Origin of the sequence: Mesorhizobium sp. STM 4661, assembly GCF_000359125.1 — a bacterium.
Taxonomy (GTDB): Bacteria; Pseudomonadota; Alphaproteobacteria; order Rhizobiales; family Rhizobiaceae; genus Mesorhizobium.
Genome location: NZ_CAAF010000052.1, coordinates 1 through 16,359 on the forward strand (window position 1 = coordinate 1; position 16,359 = coordinate 16,359).

Sequence of the window (16,359 nt, forward strand, 5' to 3'; positions counted from 1 at the left end):
GGCGCGCAGCGCCGAGACGGAAGAGGGGTGTTGGACGGAGTGAGACGTTGGTGTCCTCTGGAACACCCCTCATCCGACCGAGCTGCGCTCGGCCACCTTCTCCCACAAGGGGAGAAGGGAGAGCCCGCAGGCTCTATGCCTCTACTCTACGAGATTGACACCTTTGGGCACATCCAGCCCATCGGCGCGCAGGCCTTCGATATGAAAGCGTATTGCGTCGCGAATTTCGGTTTCCACTTCAGGCACAGTCGCACCGGTCGCGATGCAGCCGGGCAGGTCCGGCACATAGGCGGAAAAATTGTTTCCGGCTTTTTCAATCACCACCGCGTAGCGCATGTCATCACTCTTTCAAACCGGACTGCTTGAGGATGCTATTTAGTGTTCCCGGTGCAACCTCTTCAAACGGCTTGCCGGCCACGGTAACGCGGGCCGGCTTTGATTTCATGCTTATATTGGCGATGGCTGCCCTTGGTTGCAACTAACCGTAAGCCGAGGCGGCATCAGTCCTCAGCTACACCCGCTCGTCGCCCCACACGTATCGCACTTCTCACAAGTCCCGTTCCGCACCATCGTGAAATTCTGGCATTCGGAGCAGGAATTGCCGGTGTAGCCCTGGAGCAGGGATTTGGCGCGGCGGTCTGCGGCTAGTTTTTTCGCTTCGGCTGCTTCATTCGCCGCCGCATCGGTGAACAGCGCCGAAGTGGCATCCGCGGCGTCGGAAGCCGCATCCACAGCCTCCTCGAAGGCGATGTCCTCGATCAGCTCCCTTGCCCGCTCCTCATAGTCGCGCTTGAAAGCGACGGCTTCGTCGCTGGCCGGCTTCAGCGCCAGCACGTTGGAGCCGGAGAACGCCGTCGGCGCCGAACGGGCAGGGGTGCCGGCCGAGCCGCCGGCGAAGCCTTTCGGGTCGTTGGCCCGTGACACCAGCTTCACCGGCGAGCCGCGGGTCAGGCCCTTGGAGACGGCGTCGGTCTTGCCTTCGCTGATGCCGCGTCCCAGTGCCGTGTTGGAGAAGTCCGACTGGTCGACATGGGCGAGGTCGTTGCGGCCGAGATAGGAGATGGCGAGCTCGCGGAACACGTAGTCGAGGATCGACGTCGCGCTCTTGATGGCGTCGTTGCCCTGCACCATGCCGGCCGGCTCGAACTTGGTGAAGGTGAAGGCGTGCACATATTCGTCGAGCGGCACGCCATATTGCAGGCCGAGCGAGATGGCGATGGCGAAGTTGTTGAGAAGGCCGCGCAAGGTCGCGCCCTCCTTGTTCATGTCGATGAAGATCTCGCCGAGACGGCCATCGTCATATTCGCCGGTGCGCAGGAAGATGGTGTTGCCGCCGATCTTGGCCTTCTGCGTGTAGCCCTTGCGGCGGCCGGGCAGCTTTTCCTGTTCGCGCGACACGCGCTCGATGATGCGCTCGACGATCCGCTCGGTAATCTGCGCCGCGCGCGCCGCGGCAGGTGCCGCGATCAGCTGTTCGACCGCGTCGTCCTCGTCCTCCTCGCCATCGGCGAGCAGCGAGGCGTTGAGCGGCTGCGAGAGCTTGGAGCCGTCGCGATAGAGCGCGTTGGCCTTCAGCGCCAGCTTCCACGACAGCATGTAGGCGCCCTTGGCGTCTTCCACCGTCGCGTCGTTCGGCATGTTGATGGTCTTGGAGATGGCGCCGGAGATGAAGGGCTGCGCCGCCGCCATCATCATGATGTGGCTGTTGATCGACAGTGAGCGCTTGCCGATCTTGCCGCACGGGCTGGCGCAGTCGAACACCGCGAGATGCTCCGCCCTGAGGAACGGCGCGCCTTCCAGCGTCATCGCACCGCAGACATGGATGTTGGCGGCCTCGATGTCCTTCCTGGAGAAGCCCAGCGCCGGCAGGATCTCGAACGAGAAATCGTTGAGCTGCTCGTCGGCGAAGCCAAAGGTCTCCTTCACCCAGTCGGCGCCCAGCGTCCACTGGTTGAAGACGAACTTGATGTCGAAGGCCGACTTCAATGCTGCGTTGAGCGCCGCGATCTTGTCGTCGGTGAAGCCTTTTGCCCTAAGCGAGCCGGGGTTGACGGCTGGCGCCTGGTTAAGATTGCCGTGGCCGACCGCATAGGCTTCGATCTCGGCGATCTGGCTCTCAGAATAGCCCAGCGTGCGCAGCGCTTCCGGCACGGCGCGGTTGATGATCTTGAAATAGCCGCCGCCGGCCAGCTTCTTGAACTTCACCAGCGCGAAATCGGGCTCGATGCCGGTGGTGTCGCAATCCATGACCAGGCCGATCGTGCCGGTCGGCGCGATCACGGTTGCCTGCGCATTGCGGTAGCCGTGTTCCTCGCCGAGCTCGATGGCGCGGTCCCAGGCAGCCTTGGCATGGTCGGCAAGCGCCTGCTGCTTGAGGTCGGAAGCGACCAGCGGCACCGGGTTGACCGCCAGCTTCTCGTAGCCGTCCTTGTCGCCATAGGCGGCGCGGCGATGGTTGCGCATGACACGCAGCATGTTCTGCGCGTTGCGGTCATAGTCGGGGAAGGCGCCGAGCTCGGCAGCCATCTCGGCCGAGGTGGCATAGGCCGTGCCGGTCATGATTGCGGTGAGCGAGGCGCAGATGGCGCGGCCCTCGTCCGAGTCATAAGGAATGCCCGAAGTCATCAGCAGACCGCCAATATTGGCGTAGCCGAGGCCGAGCGTGCGGTATTCGTAGGAAAGCTTGGCGATCTCCTTCGACGGGAACTGCGCCATCATGACAGAGATTTCGAGCACCATGGTCCACAACCGCACCGTATGCTCGTAGGCGGCGATATCGATCGTGCCGTCGGCATTGCGGTAGGGGAGCAGGTTGATCGAGGCGAGGTTGCAGGCCGTGTCGTCGAGGAACATGTATTCCGAGCACGGGTTGGACGCCCGGATCGCACCGGCCGAGGCGCAGGTGTGCCAGTCGTTCATCGTCGTGTTGAAATGCAGGCCCGGGTCGGCCGACGCCCAGGCGGCATAGCCGATCTTCTCCCAGAGCTCCCTGGCCTTCAGCGTCTTCAGCACCTTGCCGTCCTTGCGGGCGGTGAGGTGCCAGTCGGCGTCCTGTTCGACGGCGCGCAGGAAATTGTCCTTCAGCGACACCGAATTGTTGGAATTCTGGCCGGAGACGGTGAGATAGGCATCGGAATCCCAGTCGGTGTCGTAGGTCTTGAACGACATCGAGGTGTAGCCCTGCTTGGCGAACTGGATGACCCGATAGATGTAGTTCTCCGGCACCGCGTCCTTCTTGGCCAGCTTGATCTCGCGCTTCAGCGCGGTGTTGATCGCCGGGTCGAAGCAATCGTCGTCATGGCCTTCGCAGTTGATGCAGGCCTTCATGATCGCTTCGAGATGCTTCTTGACGATCTTGGAGCCGGTGACCAGCGAGGCGACCTTCTGCTCCTCATTGACCTTCCAGTCGATGAATTCCTCGATATCGGGGTGGTCGGCGTCGACAATGACCATTTTCGCCGCGCGGCGCGTCGTGCCGCCCGACTTGATGGCGCCCGCCGCGCGGTCGCCGATCTTCAGGAAGCTCATCAGGCCGGACGAACGGCCGCCGCCGGACAGTTTTTCGCCTTCGCCGCGCAGGAACGAGAAGTTGGAGCCGGTGCCGGAGCCGTATTTGAACAGGCGCGCCTCGCGCACCCACAGATCCATGATGCCGCCTTCATTGACGAGATCGTCCTGCACGCCCTGGATGAAGCAGGCATGCGGCTGCGGATGCTCGTAGGACGACTTCGACTTGGTCAGCTTGCCGGTGAACGGGTCGACATAGAAGTGGCCCTGGCTCGGTCCGTCGATGCCATAGGCCCAATGCAGGCCGGTGTTGAACCATTGCGGCGAGTTCGGCGCCACGCGCTGGGTGGCCAGCATATAGGCAAGCTCGTCGCGGAAGGCGCGCGCGTCTTCCTCCGACTTGAAGTAGCCTCCCTTCCAGCCCCAATAGGTCCAGGTGCCGGCAAGCCGGTCGAAGACCTGGCGGGCGTCGATCTCGGAACCATAGCGCTCGGCTTCCGGCAGCTTGGCCATTTCCGCCTCGTCGGCGACGGAGCGCCACAGGAAGGAGGGGACGTCGTTCTCCTCGACCTTCTTCAGGCGCGCGGGAACGCCGGCCTTGCGGAAATATTTCTGCGCCAGGATGTCGGCGGCAACCTGCGAGAACTGCGCCGGCACGTCGATATTGTCGAGACGAAACACCACCGAGCCATCCGGATTCTTGATCTCCGAAAGCGCCTTGCGGAATTCGATCTCCGCGTAGGCAGCCCCCTCTTGACCTGCTTGTCCTGGCTTGGTGAAGCGACGCTCGATGCGCATTGGCCCTATTCCTTTTGTCTATATATAGCGCTTTTCCCCGGGGATTTCTGCCCCCAATGCGAAACGCGCATGTCCGCCGTCCGCCGGCGTTCGAAAACGACCGGCTCTTCCTTTCACAACCTCCGCCGCCCTGCTGGTCAGACTCCTTGCGAAGTACCTGATCCAACGCGCCGGCGAACCCTGCGGGTCCCTCAAAACTGAAACTTTTTTCGACTCCCTCAATCGAGGGGAAGTCCACACTATCTAGCGTCGAACCTACCTGCAAACACTAAATATAGTGTTAACAGACAATTTATTCCAGTCCGACAATTCTCCCTTTCGTCTCCCCAAGCCCCACCAACCCCAACGCTTCCGCCAGCCTCGTAAACAGGCGGAAATGCGGGCAAAACGCACAAAATCCGGGAAAAAGACCGGGCTCAGAACTTTCCGGTCGCGCTCTCAACAGGGGCGCATGGCCTATAAAAGGCGACTCGTTTTGCGCCGTCAAGGATTCGTTTGCGTAGCTTTTGTGACCCCAACATCTTGTGTGTCACATATGTGGATAACGGGGATAGGAAGGGTCACCGAGGATTTCTATTTGGCCCACGCAAAGGCGTCGCGCCTTGGCCTGCGAGCCCCTGTCCTGCTCAGGAGAATCTGCGCGGGTCGGCGCAGAAACGGGCAATGATCTCGCAAAGGTCCGGCTCGTTGACCATGCGCACGGCCTCGGTGGAGGTGACCCATTTGCGGGTGCGCGCGCGTTTTTCCTTCCACCGGTCGGCGATCTTGTCGACCTGCAGCGGAAACACCAGGACTTCGCAAGGCACTTCCTCGCCGGAGGCCAATGCCTTGGCATAGAAATAGCGGCCGGCCTCGATGTGGGAGATTGTGCCGCGCAACCCGGCTTCCTCGCCGGCCTCGCGCGCCGCGGCCTCGCAAAGGGGCTCCTTGGCCTCGGGCCAGCCCTTGGGCAGCACCCAGCGGCCGGTGTCGCGGCTGGTGATCAGCATGATCTCGATGCCGTGTCCAGTATTGCGCCAAGGCAGCGCCGCAACCTGCAGGCGGCATGGCGCCGTGCCAAAAAGCCGCCGGACCCGTGTGGTCAGGTGGTTATGCGTCGTTGGTCTCGTCAACATCAGAGAAGCTTGCCCCAGCCTCCAGAATCATTTGTCGCCTTACGAATTCTACAATCAATATAGGTAGCAAGAGTAAAAAACTTCACATGAATTGGCTAAAATGCGACAATAAGCACAAGTTTCATACGTTAGAGCGACGTGCGTCCACTTGGACGCACAAAGTACGCTCTAAAGACTTTGAGTCTTCGCATCGTGCTTTCCGAAAATCGATTCCGATTTTCGGGCCGATGCGATATGCCCGCGTTGCGTCATCTCGCGAAGCAAACGGGCCTTTTGAGGGCCGATTGGAGTGAGAAGTGTTGCGCGTATCAGCCGGCGTGGTCGTCGGCGATCGGCTTCTGGTAGGTGAAGCCCATGTCCCAGGGAAAATAGATCCAGGTATCCTGGCTGACTTCCGTGACAAAGGTGTCGACCAGCGGCCTGCCTTTCGGCTTGGCGTAGACGGTGGCGAAATGCGCCTTGGGCATCATGGCGCGCACGATGCCCGCCGTCTTGCCGGTGTCGGTGAGGTCGTCGACGATCAGCACCCCGGCGCCGTCATCGGTGAGCAGCGCCGGCGTGACCTCCTTCAGCACCTGCAACTGCCCTTGGCTGGTGTAGTCGTGATAGGAGGCGACGCAGACCGTCTCGATGACCCGTATGCCGAGTTCGCGCGAGATGATGGCGGCCGGAACCAGCCCGCCCCGCGTAATGCAGACGATCGCTTTCCATTGGCCTTTGTTGGCGCCGGCGAGCCGCCAGGCGAGCGCGCGGGCGTCGCGGTGGAACTGATCCCAGGAGACAGGAAAGGCCTTTTCGGGAAGGGACATTTTTCGCGCACTCCGCAAGGCGCGCGGGCCGCGCGCAAGACACGATGGAATGCGCGCGGAATTAACTGGAAAGCCTTGGCCTTGGCAAGGGCGGCGGCAAGCCTGCTTGTGGGCTTACCGCGACAGGAAAGCCGCCACCGGCACTGTGCGCAGCACCGTACGCGTGACGCCGCCAAACAGAAGCTGGCGCAGCCACGAGTGGCTGTAGGCGCCGAGCACGAGCAGGTCGGCGCCGGTTTCGGCAACCCTGGTCTGGATGACGTCGTCGATTGAGTTGCCGCCCGACTGCAGCACCGAGACGCTGACGGTGGCGCCGTGCCTGGACAGGGCGGCGGCGATTTCGGCGCCGGCGGCTTCCGGGTTTTCGTCAAGCGTGTCCGGCGGATCGATGACGACAATGTCCGTCTTCTCGGCTTCGATGATGAAGGGCAAGGCGTCGAAGGCGGCGCGTGCGGCTTCCTTGCTGCCGTTCCAGGCCAGAAGCACATGCTTGAAGCTGGTGACAAGAGGGCCCGAATGCGGCACGACCAACACCGGCCGGCCTGCGTCGTAGACCAGCGTATCCACGTCGGCGCTTGCATCGCCGTCCGACTCGCGCTGCGCGGCAACGACCAGATCGGCGGTGCGCACGCTGGAAATCCCGGTCAGCGCGCTGTCGCCTGAAAAACTTTCGAGACTGCGCCACTCGAACGACAGGCCGGAATCCTCGATGCGTCTGAGGAACAGCGCCTGCAACTTGTCGGCGCGCTCCCGGCTCATGTCGGCTGAAACCTGCAGGAACTCGGTGTCGGGAAAGCCGGTGGCCGACGTGTAGGGGACGGGAAGCGCTTCGGCATGAATGCCGATGAGATGGCTCTGGAACTTGCTGGCGAGCGGAATGGCGCAGTCGAGCACGCGTTCCGCGTCCTGCTCGTTCTGCAATATCGCGACGATGGTCTTGAATCGCATGGTAATCCCTCATTTTTCGCGATTGAAACTCGCTTGCGGGAAACGTTATAGCACCATGCTTGGTTCCGAGCTGGTCTAGATCAAACGGCCGCGCTGGCAAAGCCGGCGACCATCGCCTCGACATCGGCGCGGGCGGCGTCCAATGCCTCCTGGCTGCGGGCGCGAACGACCAGCTCCGTCCAGAACTTGCCGTCGCCATATTTCGGATAGGAGCCGATAATCGTATCCGGATGGGCCTTCTGGATATCGGCCAGCGGTCCGCCGATCAGGCCTTCGCCGAACGGACAATGCACGGTGGCGGACAGCATTTTCGTGCCGGCCTTCAGCGTCGGCACGACATTGTCGAGCATTGCCTGGAAAATCGCCGGCACGCCGGCCATAACATGGACGTTGCCGATGCGAAAACCCGGCGCGATGGAGACAGGATTATCGATATGGTCGGCGCCGCGCGGCATTCGCGCCATGCGCTTGCGCGCCTCGGTGTATTCGATGCCGCGCCCGGCATAGCTCGCTTCCAGCATGGCATAGGCCTTGGTGTCGTATTCGCATGGCACGCCGAAGGCCTTGGCAATCGAATCCGCGGTGATGTCGTCATGCGTCGGGCCGATGCCGCCGGTCGTGAAGACATAGGTGTGGCGGACACGCACGGCGTTCACCGCGGCGACGATCTCGTCTTCCTCGTCGGGCACGATGCGCACTTCCTTCAGGTCGATGCCGATCGCCGTCATGATGTCGGCGAGGTGGCCGATATTCCTGTCCTTGGTGCGGCCGGACAGAATCTCGTCGCCGATGACGAGCATGGCGGCGGTGACGATTTCAGGCATGAGAAGCTCCGGCAGGCGGGTTATCTTGGGCAGGGTAGCCTGGGGCAGACAGGGTCGCCTGAGATAGCGCGACGGGCGGCCGGCGGCAATGCCACCAAACGAGCGAACGAGTACGCACCGAGCTAGTACGCATAGTCTGCTGCCAAGGCATCCGCGGCGCCTTCACGCATCGGTCACAAAAAGGTGTCGAAACCAGCGCGCCTTCACGATTTTTTCATCGAACCCGAAACCTGCCAGTGGGTTTTATCTCGTCGAACCAAAGTCGACGATATCTGGAATCCCCGATATCTGAATGCCATGGAATGGAGTAAACTCCTATGCTTACGAAAATTCTCGCAGCCTCGGTCCTCACGATTGGCCTTGCCACATCGGCAATGGCGCAATCGTCGGGCGCCCATCACATCCGCCACCGCCCGGTCTCCAGCAGTGAACAGATGATGACTGTTGATCCGAACACCACCGGCATCATCAACGGCGATGCGTCAGGCCTCAACAGCCTCGGCAATCCCGGGCCGGCAGGGCCTTGCGCCTCGAACACGGCGGGGCCTGATGCCAATGCCGGCCTGAACGTCAACGATCAGTATTGCGGCAAGTAATCAGGCAGCGTTATGAGCCGGCCGGCAGGGTGCCCGTACCGGGCATCCGGGGCGGCCGGGAAATACCTCACGGTTGGCAAAAGCTCGACCGGAAAGTCGGCTATTCCTTGACCGCGCCGGTCATCGAGGAAACGTAGTGCTCGACAAAGAACGAATAAAGCACAACGACCGGCAGTGAACCGATCAGTGCTCCAGCCATCAGCGCTCCCCACTCATAGACGTCGGAGCGGACAAGCTCCGTGAGTACTCCGACCGGTACAGTCTTGTTTTCGGACGACTGGATGAAAGTCAGGGCATAGATGAATTCGTTCCATGACAGGGTGAATGCGAATATGCCGGCGGAAATCAGGCCGGGCACCGACAGCGGCAGCACGATCTTGGTGAGGATCTGCCATCGGCTCGCCCCGTCAATGAGCGCGCATTCTTCCAGTTCGAACGGGATCGAACGGAAGTAACCCATCAGCAGCCACGTGCAGAAGGGCACCAGGAAGGTCGGGTAGGTGAGAATGAGCGCAAAGGGCGTGTCGTAAAGCCCAAGGTTGAACACCATCACCGACAGCGGGATGAATAGGATCGAGGGCGGCACGAGATAGGCGAGGAAGACCGCGAGGCCGACCTGCCGCGCCCCGGAAAACCGCAGCCGTTCGATCGCATAGGCCGCGAACACCGCAGCCAGCAGCGATAGGAAAGTGGCGGCGGTGGAAATGATGATCGTGTTGAGCAGCCAGCCCGGATAGGACGTGTCGAAGAGGAGATAGCGGATGTGCTCCAAGGTCGGGTGCACGACCCAGAACGGATTGAAATTTGCATAGTCGGTCATTTCGAGATTGGGCTTAACCGCCGTGATCGTCATCCAGTAGAACGGGAACAACAGCACGATCACGAACACCAGCAACGGCAGATAGACCGTCACCACGCGCCGCGGCAGGCTCTGAAGGTAGCCCATGCCGCCTTCGTCGAGTTCCGGGCGTTTCGTTTTTGTGATCGCGGCCTTCTTGATCACAGCCATGTCAGTCTCCGCCACCCTGCTGCCATTTGCGGCGTTGCAGGCCAAAATAGCTGAACAGGATCGCCGCAAGCAGGAACGGGATCATGGCGACCGCGATTGCTGCGCCCTCGCCAAGCTGGCCTCCGGAAATGCCGCGCTGAAAAGACAATGTCGCCATCAAATGGGTGGCATTCACCGGTCCGCCGCGGGTCAGCACATAGATCAGCTGGAAATCGGTGAAGGTGAACAGCACCGAAAACGTCATGGTGATGGCGATGATCGGCGTCAGCAGCGGCAGCGTCACATAGCGGAACAATTGCCAGCGGCTGGCGCCGTCGAGCGTGGCGGCCTCGTAGAGAGACTGAGGAATCGTCTGCAGGCCGGCAAGCAGCGTGATGGCCACGAACGGAATGCCGCGCCAGACATTGGCCGCGATGACCGAAGCGCGCGCGTTCTCCGGATCGCCGAGGAAATTGATGCGATGGTCGATCAGGCCCATTTCCATAAGCGCCCAGGACAGAATGGAGAACTGCGAATCATAGATCCACCAGAAGGCGATGGCCGACAGCACCGTCGGGACCACCCAAGGCAGCAGGACGATCGCGCGGAAGAACGATTTGAAGGGAAGGTTCTGATTGAGGATAAGCGCCAGCCAGAGGCCGAGCGCGAACTTCAGGATCGAGGCACTTATCGTGTAGAGCAAGGTGTTGAAGACAGAGAGCCAGAAGACGGCGTCATCCCACAGATATTGATAGTTTTCGGTGCCGATGAAGATGCCGGGGCGGCCGATGCGGGCATCCGTGAAGCCGAGCCAGACGCCGAGCCCGAGCGGATAGGTCAGGAAAACCAGCAGCAGCGCTGCCGCCGGCAGCATGAAGCCGAAGCCAAGCGCGTTCCGGCTGTCGGCCAAGAGCGACAGGCTCCGCGACAGGATCGACGGACGCGGCTGAACGGCAGCGGACGACACGGCCATGGGACGGCTCCTCATAAGGTCTCTGATGGCATGAACCAGACCGGGCAGCGCGGTCGCGGCTGCCCGGCTCGGCTGTGATCAAACGCGATAGTACCGGTTGGCGCGTTTCTCCGCCTCTTCCATCGCCTCCTGCGGTGTCGCCTGGCCCGTCACGGCCTTGGCGAACATGTCGACCAGCACATAGTCGGCCATGGTCGCCGCCGAGGCATAACCGAGCGGCCCGGCATATCCATTGGGACGGAGCGTCGCCGAGGCCTTGGCGTAAGCGGCATTGTTCGGGTCGGCCGTCCACACCGGATTGTTGTCGAAGGCTTTGAGTGTCTGGCAGCAGTAGCCGGCCGAGGAGGTGATCCACTCGGCCATTTGCTGTTCCTCGAACATGAACTGCAGATACGCTTTGGCCGCATTGGGGTAGGGCGTGTAGTCGAAGATGACGGCCGTGGTCACCTGGAACAGCTCGACCGATTTCCCGACAGGACCGATCGGCAGGTTGGTCGTGCGGATATCCTTGGCAATTTCAGCCAGTTTCGGATCATTGTCCTTGTTGATCTTGGCCGTGTTGTACGCGGAAATGCCGTTGGCGATGACGCTGAGCTCGCCGGCCAGGAAGGCGCGGTTGTTGTTCACGTCGAGCCAGCTTTCGGTGCCGGGAATGAAGGTCTTGTAGAGTTCCTGCGCGTATTCGATCGCCTTGAGGGTCTCAGGGCTGTTGATCGTTACCTTTCCGCTCTCGTCGACCATCTGGCCGCCGTGGCTCCAAAGCAGCCAGTGAGCGTAGTTGTTGCCGTCGCCGACGCCATGGCCGTGCGTGAAGCCGGCCGGATGTCCTTTTGCCTGCAAGGCCTTGCAAAGTTCGAGCAAGCCTGCCGTGTCCTTCGGAAACTCCGAGAAGCCAGCCTCTTTCACCCAGCTTTCCCGATAGACGATGGCATTGCCGATGGTGGCCAAAGGCAGACCGAGGAATTTTCCCTGCCGCGTCGCATATTGCTTTGGTCCGTCGTGCCAGCCGCCGTATTTCGAACCCAGATACTCGCCCAGTTCCGTCACGTCGTGCAGCTTGTCGGGGTACTGGTGCGGGTCGTCGAACCAGACCAACATGAGATCCGGGCCGGAGCCGACATTGGCGGCAACCGCCGCCTTGGGGCGAATGTCTTCCCAGCTTTCCTTGTCGACGCGGACCTCGACGCCTGTCGCCTCGGTGAACCGCTTGGTGTTGGCCAGCCATTGATCCTCATCGCCCTGTACGAACGGCGACCAGCGCAGCATCCGCAGCTTTGCGCCGTCTTCGGGCTTGTATGTCAACCCCTCCTGGGCAAAGGCGGAAGAACCGACGAACCGGCTTCCCAAGGCTCCCGCCGCCACGCCGGCGGTGGTGCGGATCACGTCACGTCTGGTGAATTTCATGCTCGTCTCCTCCTGTTTATTTCCTCGCTGCGGTTCTTACTGCCGGGTTCGCATTTCGAAGCGCTGCCCGGTTTCGCCATGAAAGAGATGGATGAGACCCGGGTCGGCCGAGAGCCGTACGGTTTCGCCCGGAGTGAAGGAATGGCGTTCCCGGAAATTCGCGACGATCTCGTCACCGCCGGCCGTCCGGCCGATGAGCTGCACTTCCGACCCGGTCGGCTCGACCACCACTACAGTGACTGGAATGCCTTCTCCTTCGGATAGCCGCAGATGCTCGGGTCGTATCCCCAGCACCACCTGCTCGCCGTTGCCGATCGAAGGTACCGCGGCCAGCGGTAGGGAAATCCCCCCGGAGCCGCGAAAAGACGGTGAGCCGCCGTCAGTTGCGATTTCGCCTCTCAGCATGTTCATGGCGGGCGAGCCGATAAAGCTGGCGACAAAGAGATTGTTCGGCCGGTCGTAGAGTTCCAATGGCGGCCCGATCTGCTCGACGAGGCCGTCATGCATGACGACGATCTTGTCGGCCATGGTCATCGCCTCGATCTGGTCATGCGTGACATAGACCGTCGTGGTTTTTAGACGTTGGTGCAGTTCCTTGATCTCGGCGCGCATTTGGACCCTGAGCTTGGCGTCGAGATTGCTGAGTGGCTCGTCAAACAGGAAGACCTGCGGATCGCGCACGATCGCCCGGCCCATGGCGACGCGCTGGCGCTGGCCACCGGACAACTGGCGAGGATAGCGCGCCAGCAATGGCACCAGCCCCAGGATTTCGGCCGCGCGCTGGACGCTGGCGCCGCTCTCGGCTTTAGAAACACCCTTGAGCATGAGCGAGAACGCCATGTTCTCGGCGACGGTCATGTGCGGGTAGAGCGCGTAGTTCTGGAAGACCATGGCGACGTCGCGTTCCTTTGGCGCAACGTTGTTGACGACGCGCTCGCCAATGGCGATCTCGCCCCGCGAGATCTTTTCCAGGCCGGCGATCATCCTGAGAAGGGTTGATTTTCCGCAACCCGACGGCCCGACCAGCGTGACGAATTCGCCATCGTCAATGCTCACGCTGACACCGTGGAGAACCTCGACGGTTCCAAACGATTTATAGACATCGCCAATCGCGACAGACGCCATCGATCTCCTCCCGATCGGTCCTCACGACATCGTCGAAGGAAACCGCTTCCCGTCTGGCTCGCGATATCCAAGCTCCTCCTTGGTCACGCGGCAAAAACGGTGGCGTTACCAAACTGGCCTGTAAAGCGGCCGCGCGGCAAGCGTTTTCTTCGTCGCCACCGATCGAGGGCGACGCCAGCCTAGTCGGAAACTTCGGTTTGCGGCCGGTCACGGCCGTCTGCCAGTTCGTCGTGCCATTTGCCGTCGGCGTCCTCATACTGGATGCCGTCCGTGGTGCCGGCGACCTGCTGCTCGGCCGAGGCGATCTCGGCGGCGCGCAGTGCGTCCTGGTGATTGGGGAACGTCTCGGAGAATGTCGAGCCGACCTTGTAGGCCCAGCCCCCATCATGCTCGACGATCTTGTAAGTCAGCTTGGCCATGAAGTCCTCCGGTTGAAAAGCCTCATCTGCTCAATGCAGCCTGCCGTCGGGCAATCTCTCGTCGGGAACCAGCACCTCCGATTCCTTCGCCGCCTCGATCAGTGCCCGGCGCGCGTCCGCGGTCGAACGATAACCTTCCAGCACTTTGAGGCAAGTGTCGAGGGCATCGCGATGCCGAGGGCCGCGATTGAGCGGCCAGGTCGTCATCAGACACTCGGCCGCCTCCTGGGTGCTGCGGATCTCGCGATATTTGCCGACATGGCCAAGTTCGACCACGACAGGCTTTTCAAACGGCTTGTTGTCCACCATCGCCGCCAACGCGGAGCGGCCGATTTGGTTGCAAGTTTATCTTCTCGTTTGACCATGATCTTTCCGAAAACCGGATTCCACTTTTCGGGATCATGGTTCAGACTGCGCGTAAAAGTGTCAGTAAAAGCCTCAATAGCCGCAGTCGTTGCGCATACAGCGTGCGTTCGCCCAGCCCGTCGCGCCACCGATTCCGACCTTGTACCAGTTGCCGCGCCGGTCGAAGATCTCGGTATGATCGCCATTGAACAATTGGCCGATCATGCGCGACGACGAATTCGGCCGCGCCCGCACGGCGAGAAACCGCTTCCCGTTGCGAGATTGTAGTGCCTGGAAAGGCCGTGCACCCTGCGTTCGCAATATTGCGCGCCGGCCGGCGCAGACACACCAAATAACAGTCCGGCCGCAACCATTGCGGCCACCGGATGGATTGCCCTGAACGACATGACTTTGCTCCCAACCCTGGCCGCGTCAATCCGCAGCCTACCCCAGGATCCCAACCCCAAGGACCAATATTCGGGCCGATTAAAGCGAAGCTGTGGCACGCTGTCCAGCGACGCGCACCGCATGGTCGGTCACAATCAGCGGGGCGGTCAGCCCGCCGCCTTCATCCAGTGCTGCATGGTCGTAACCGAGCGGGCAAGCTGCGGCGCCGGGTGGATTTTCTCGCCGAAAGTCGCCGCCGCGCGCCACGCCCAGCGCGGATCGGCAAGGAAGGCGCGGGCCAGCGCCACCATGTCGGCGCGGCCGTCGGCGACGATCGCCTCGGCCTGCTTGGGATCGTCTATCAGGCCGACGGCCCGCGTCGGGATGCCGGCGCCCTTGCGCACCGCTTCCGCCAGATGCACCTGGTAGCCCGGACCCGTCGGCAGCTTCTGCAGGGGTGAATTGCCGCCGCTCGAGCAGCAGAGATAGGCCACACCGGCCGCCTTCAATGCCTTGGCCACCTCGATCGCGTCCTCGACATCGAAGCCGCCATCGACCCATTCCTTGACCGACAGGCGGGCTCCAAGCATCAGCTTCGGGACGGCCTTTCTCACCGCCTTGGCAATCTCGACGACAAACCGCATGCGGTTTTCCAGCGAGCCGCCCCAGCGGTCGGTGCGCTGGTTGGAAAGCGGCGACAGGAACTGGAAGATCAGATAGCCATGCGCGGCGTGCAGTTCGATGAAGTCGAAGCCCGCGCGTTCGGCGCGCCTGGCCGCATCGGCGAAGCGTTCGATGATTTGCACGATCTCGTCGTCCTCCAGCGCCCGCGGCACTTGCCAGCCCGTGTCGTAGGCAATTGCCGAGGCAGACACGATCGGCCACGGGTCCTGATCCGGCTTCAGCGGTCCGCCGCCTTCCCACGGTTTCTGGTTGGAGGCCTTGCGGCCGGCATGGGCAAGCTGGGTACCGAATTTCGTGCCGGGGGCGGCGACGCGCTTGGCGGCGTCCAGGGTGCGCCGGGCGGCAGCCTCGTTGTCGTCGGAATAAAGACCAAGGCAGCCATGCGAGATGCGGCCGCGCCGCTCGACGTCGGTCATCTCGACCGTGACCATGCCGGCGCCGGACATGGCGAGATTCATCCAGTGATACAGGTGCCAGTCGCTGGCGGAGCCGTCATCGGCGGAATACTGGCACATCGGCGCGACCGCTATGCGGTTCGGGAAAGTAAGGCCATCAAGCGTGATCGGCTGGAAAAGAGATGTGGTCATCAAAATGAGCTCCGGGAGGGTCGTCGCTATTTAGGCAATGGATCGCGGCTGCGCCAGACACGAGGCGGTGAAACGTGCTCTGGACCAATCGCTGTCAGGATTGCGCAAAAACCGGTTCGAGGCTAACGCATGACCGAAATCGGCAGTGCCGCAGCATCCTTCGCGCGTCCAGAGCGACGTGCGGCGCTGTAGCCTTCGCACCGGCAGCACGGAGTCCGTCATGGAAGATCGCGTTCGCATCCGTTCGGAGGAAATTCTCTCCGACGACTGGGCGGTCCTGAAAAAGACCATCCTCGATTATCGCCGGCGCGACGGGCAGTGGGAGACGCAGATCCGCCAGACCTATGATCGTGGCGACGGCGCGGTGATCCTACCTTATGATCCGGAGCGCTCGACGGTGCTCCTGGTGCGGCAGTTCCGCTACCCGGCCTATGTCACCGGCCACCGCGAGCCGTTGATCGAGGCCTGCGCCGGACTGCTCGATGAAAACGATCCGGAAACCTGCATCCGCAAGGAGGCCGAGGAGGAGCTCGGCTACCGGCTGCAGGACGTGGAACGGCTGTTTGCGCCTTACATGAGCCCCGGCAGCGTGACCGAGCGGCTTTGGTTCTTCATCGCGCGCTATTCGCCCGCCGACCGCATCTCGGCCGGTGGCGGTGCGCCGGAAGAAGGCGAGGACATCGAAGTGCTGGAGATGCCGCTCGACGAAGCCCTGGCCGGCATTGCCGACGGCCGCATCGTCGATGCCAAGACGATCATCCTGATCCAGCACCTGAAGCTGAACCCGATCCGGGCTTGATCCATGCATGGGCCTGGACATCGCAGGGGCGCACGCCAGCAGCCGGGCCGG

General features: G+C 61.9%; 17 protein-coding genes. 2 read left to right on the forward strand and 15 right to left on the reverse strand.

Translation table 11 applies throughout. The features are described from left to right. Positions 1-141: 141 nt before the first annotated feature. From MESS4_RS16610 to MESS4_RS16635, 7 genes are all read right to left on the reverse strand, one after another. The gene (locus MESS4_RS16610; protein WP_006333046.1) at positions 142-336 is read right to left on the reverse strand and encodes a type II toxin-antitoxin system HicB family antitoxin; all 195 of its coding nucleotides are present in this window, start codon (positions 334-336) and stop codon (positions 142-144) included. Between the two features lie 4 nt (positions 337-340). Beyond that, entirely contained in the window at positions 341-445 is a 105-nt protein-coding gene (locus tag MESS4_RS34570) for a type II toxin-antitoxin system HicA family toxin (RefSeq protein ID WP_244441148.1), read from the reverse strand. Positions 446-507: 62 nt separating this feature from the next. Then, positions 508-4,305 carry a vitamin B12-dependent ribonucleotide reductase gene (locus MESS4_RS16615; RefSeq protein WP_006333049.1) on the reverse strand — a complete coding sequence of 1,266 codons (3,798 nt, stop codon included), beginning with the start codon at positions 4,303-4,305 and terminating at the stop codon, positions 508-510. Between the two features lie 626 nt (positions 4,306-4,931). After that, positions 4,932-5,420 (reverse strand): NUDIX hydrolase, encoded by a 489-nt coding sequence (locus MESS4_RS16620; RefSeq protein WP_036241477.1) that lies wholly within the window; start codon positions 5,418-5,420, stop codon positions 4,932-4,934. Between the two features lie 308 nt (positions 5,421-5,728). After that, positions 5,729-6,229: a xanthine phosphoribosyltransferase gene (gene gpt / locus MESS4_RS16625; protein WP_006333055.1), complete on the reverse strand. Its 501-nt coding sequence runs from the start codon at positions 6,227-6,229 to the stop codon at positions 5,729-5,731. Between the two features lie 114 nt (positions 6,230-6,343). Continuing rightward, positions 6,344-7,177, reverse strand: a complete 834-nt coding sequence (locus MESS4_RS16630) for a universal stress protein (RefSeq protein WP_006333057.1) — start codon at positions 7,175-7,177, stop codon at positions 6,344-6,346. 80 nt (positions 7,178-7,257) lie between these two features. Continuing rightward, the gene (locus tag MESS4_RS16635; RefSeq protein WP_006333059.1) at positions 7,258-8,001 is read right to left on the reverse strand and encodes a competence/damage-inducible protein A; all 744 of its coding nucleotides are present in this window, start codon (positions 7,999-8,001) and stop codon (positions 7,258-7,260) included. Between the two features lie 317 nt (positions 8,002-8,318). On the opposite strand from MESS4_RS16635, the gene MESS4_RS16640 reads away from it, so the two are divergent. Further along, positions 8,319-8,597 carry a hypothetical protein gene (locus tag MESS4_RS16640; RefSeq protein ID WP_006333062.1) on the forward strand — a complete coding sequence of 93 codons (279 nt, stop codon included), beginning with the start codon at positions 8,319-8,321 and terminating at the stop codon, positions 8,595-8,597. A gap of 100 nt (positions 8,598-8,697) precedes the next feature. On the opposite strand, the gene MESS4_RS16645 is transcribed toward MESS4_RS16640, so the two are convergent. The 8 genes from MESS4_RS16645 to MESS4_RS16680 form a co-directional block, all read right to left on the reverse strand. Then, the gene (locus MESS4_RS16645; RefSeq protein WP_006333063.1) at positions 8,698-9,606 is read right to left on the reverse strand and encodes a carbohydrate ABC transporter permease; all 909 of its coding nucleotides are present in this window, start codon (positions 9,604-9,606) and stop codon (positions 8,698-8,700) included. Position 9,607: 1 nt separating this feature from the next. Beyond that, complete coding sequence (locus MESS4_RS16650) at positions 9,608-10,558, reverse strand: sugar ABC transporter permease (RefSeq protein WP_006333064.1); 951 nt, start codon at positions 10,556-10,558, stop codon at positions 9,608-9,610. A 78-nt stretch (positions 10,559-10,636) separates the two neighbouring features. Further along, entirely contained in the window at positions 10,637-11,962 is a 1,326-nt protein-coding gene (locus MESS4_RS16655; RefSeq protein ID WP_006333065.1) for an ABC transporter substrate-binding protein, read from the reverse strand. Between the two features lie 36 nt (positions 11,963-11,998). Beyond that, the gene (ugpC, locus tag MESS4_RS16660) at positions 11,999-13,087 is read right to left on the reverse strand and encodes a sn-glycerol-3-phosphate ABC transporter ATP-binding protein UgpC (protein WP_006333069.1); all 1,089 of its coding nucleotides are present in this window, start codon (positions 13,085-13,087) and stop codon (positions 11,999-12,001) included. 179 nt (positions 13,088-13,266) lie between these two features. Next, positions 13,267-13,506 (reverse strand): DUF2188 domain-containing protein, encoded by a 240-nt coding sequence (locus MESS4_RS16665; RefSeq protein WP_006333070.1) that lies wholly within the window; start codon positions 13,504-13,506, stop codon positions 13,267-13,269. A gap of 30 nt (positions 13,507-13,536) precedes the next feature. Then, the gene (locus tag MESS4_RS16670) at positions 13,537-13,815 is read right to left on the reverse strand and encodes a DUF982 domain-containing protein (protein WP_006333072.1); all 279 of its coding nucleotides are present in this window, start codon (positions 13,813-13,815) and stop codon (positions 13,537-13,539) included. Between the two features lie 129 nt (positions 13,816-13,944). Next, positions 13,945-14,106, reverse strand: coding sequence for an SH3 domain-containing protein (locus tag MESS4_RS34575; RefSeq protein ID WP_244441149.1), 162 nt, complete (start codon positions 14,104-14,106; stop codon positions 13,945-13,947). A 299-nt stretch (positions 14,107-14,405) separates the two neighbouring features. After that, positions 14,406-15,509, reverse strand: a complete 1,104-nt coding sequence (locus tag MESS4_RS16680) for an NADH:flavin oxidoreductase/NADH oxidase (protein ID WP_006333082.1) — start codon at positions 15,507-15,509, stop codon at positions 14,406-14,408. A 220-nt stretch (positions 15,510-15,729) separates the two neighbouring features. Here MESS4_RS16680 and MESS4_RS16685 point away from each other — a divergent pair, with 220 nt between their 5' ends. Further along, entirely contained in the window at positions 15,730-16,308 is a 579-nt protein-coding gene (locus MESS4_RS16685) for an NUDIX domain-containing protein (protein ID WP_006333086.1), read from the forward strand. Positions 16,309-16,359: the final 51 nt, after the last annotated feature.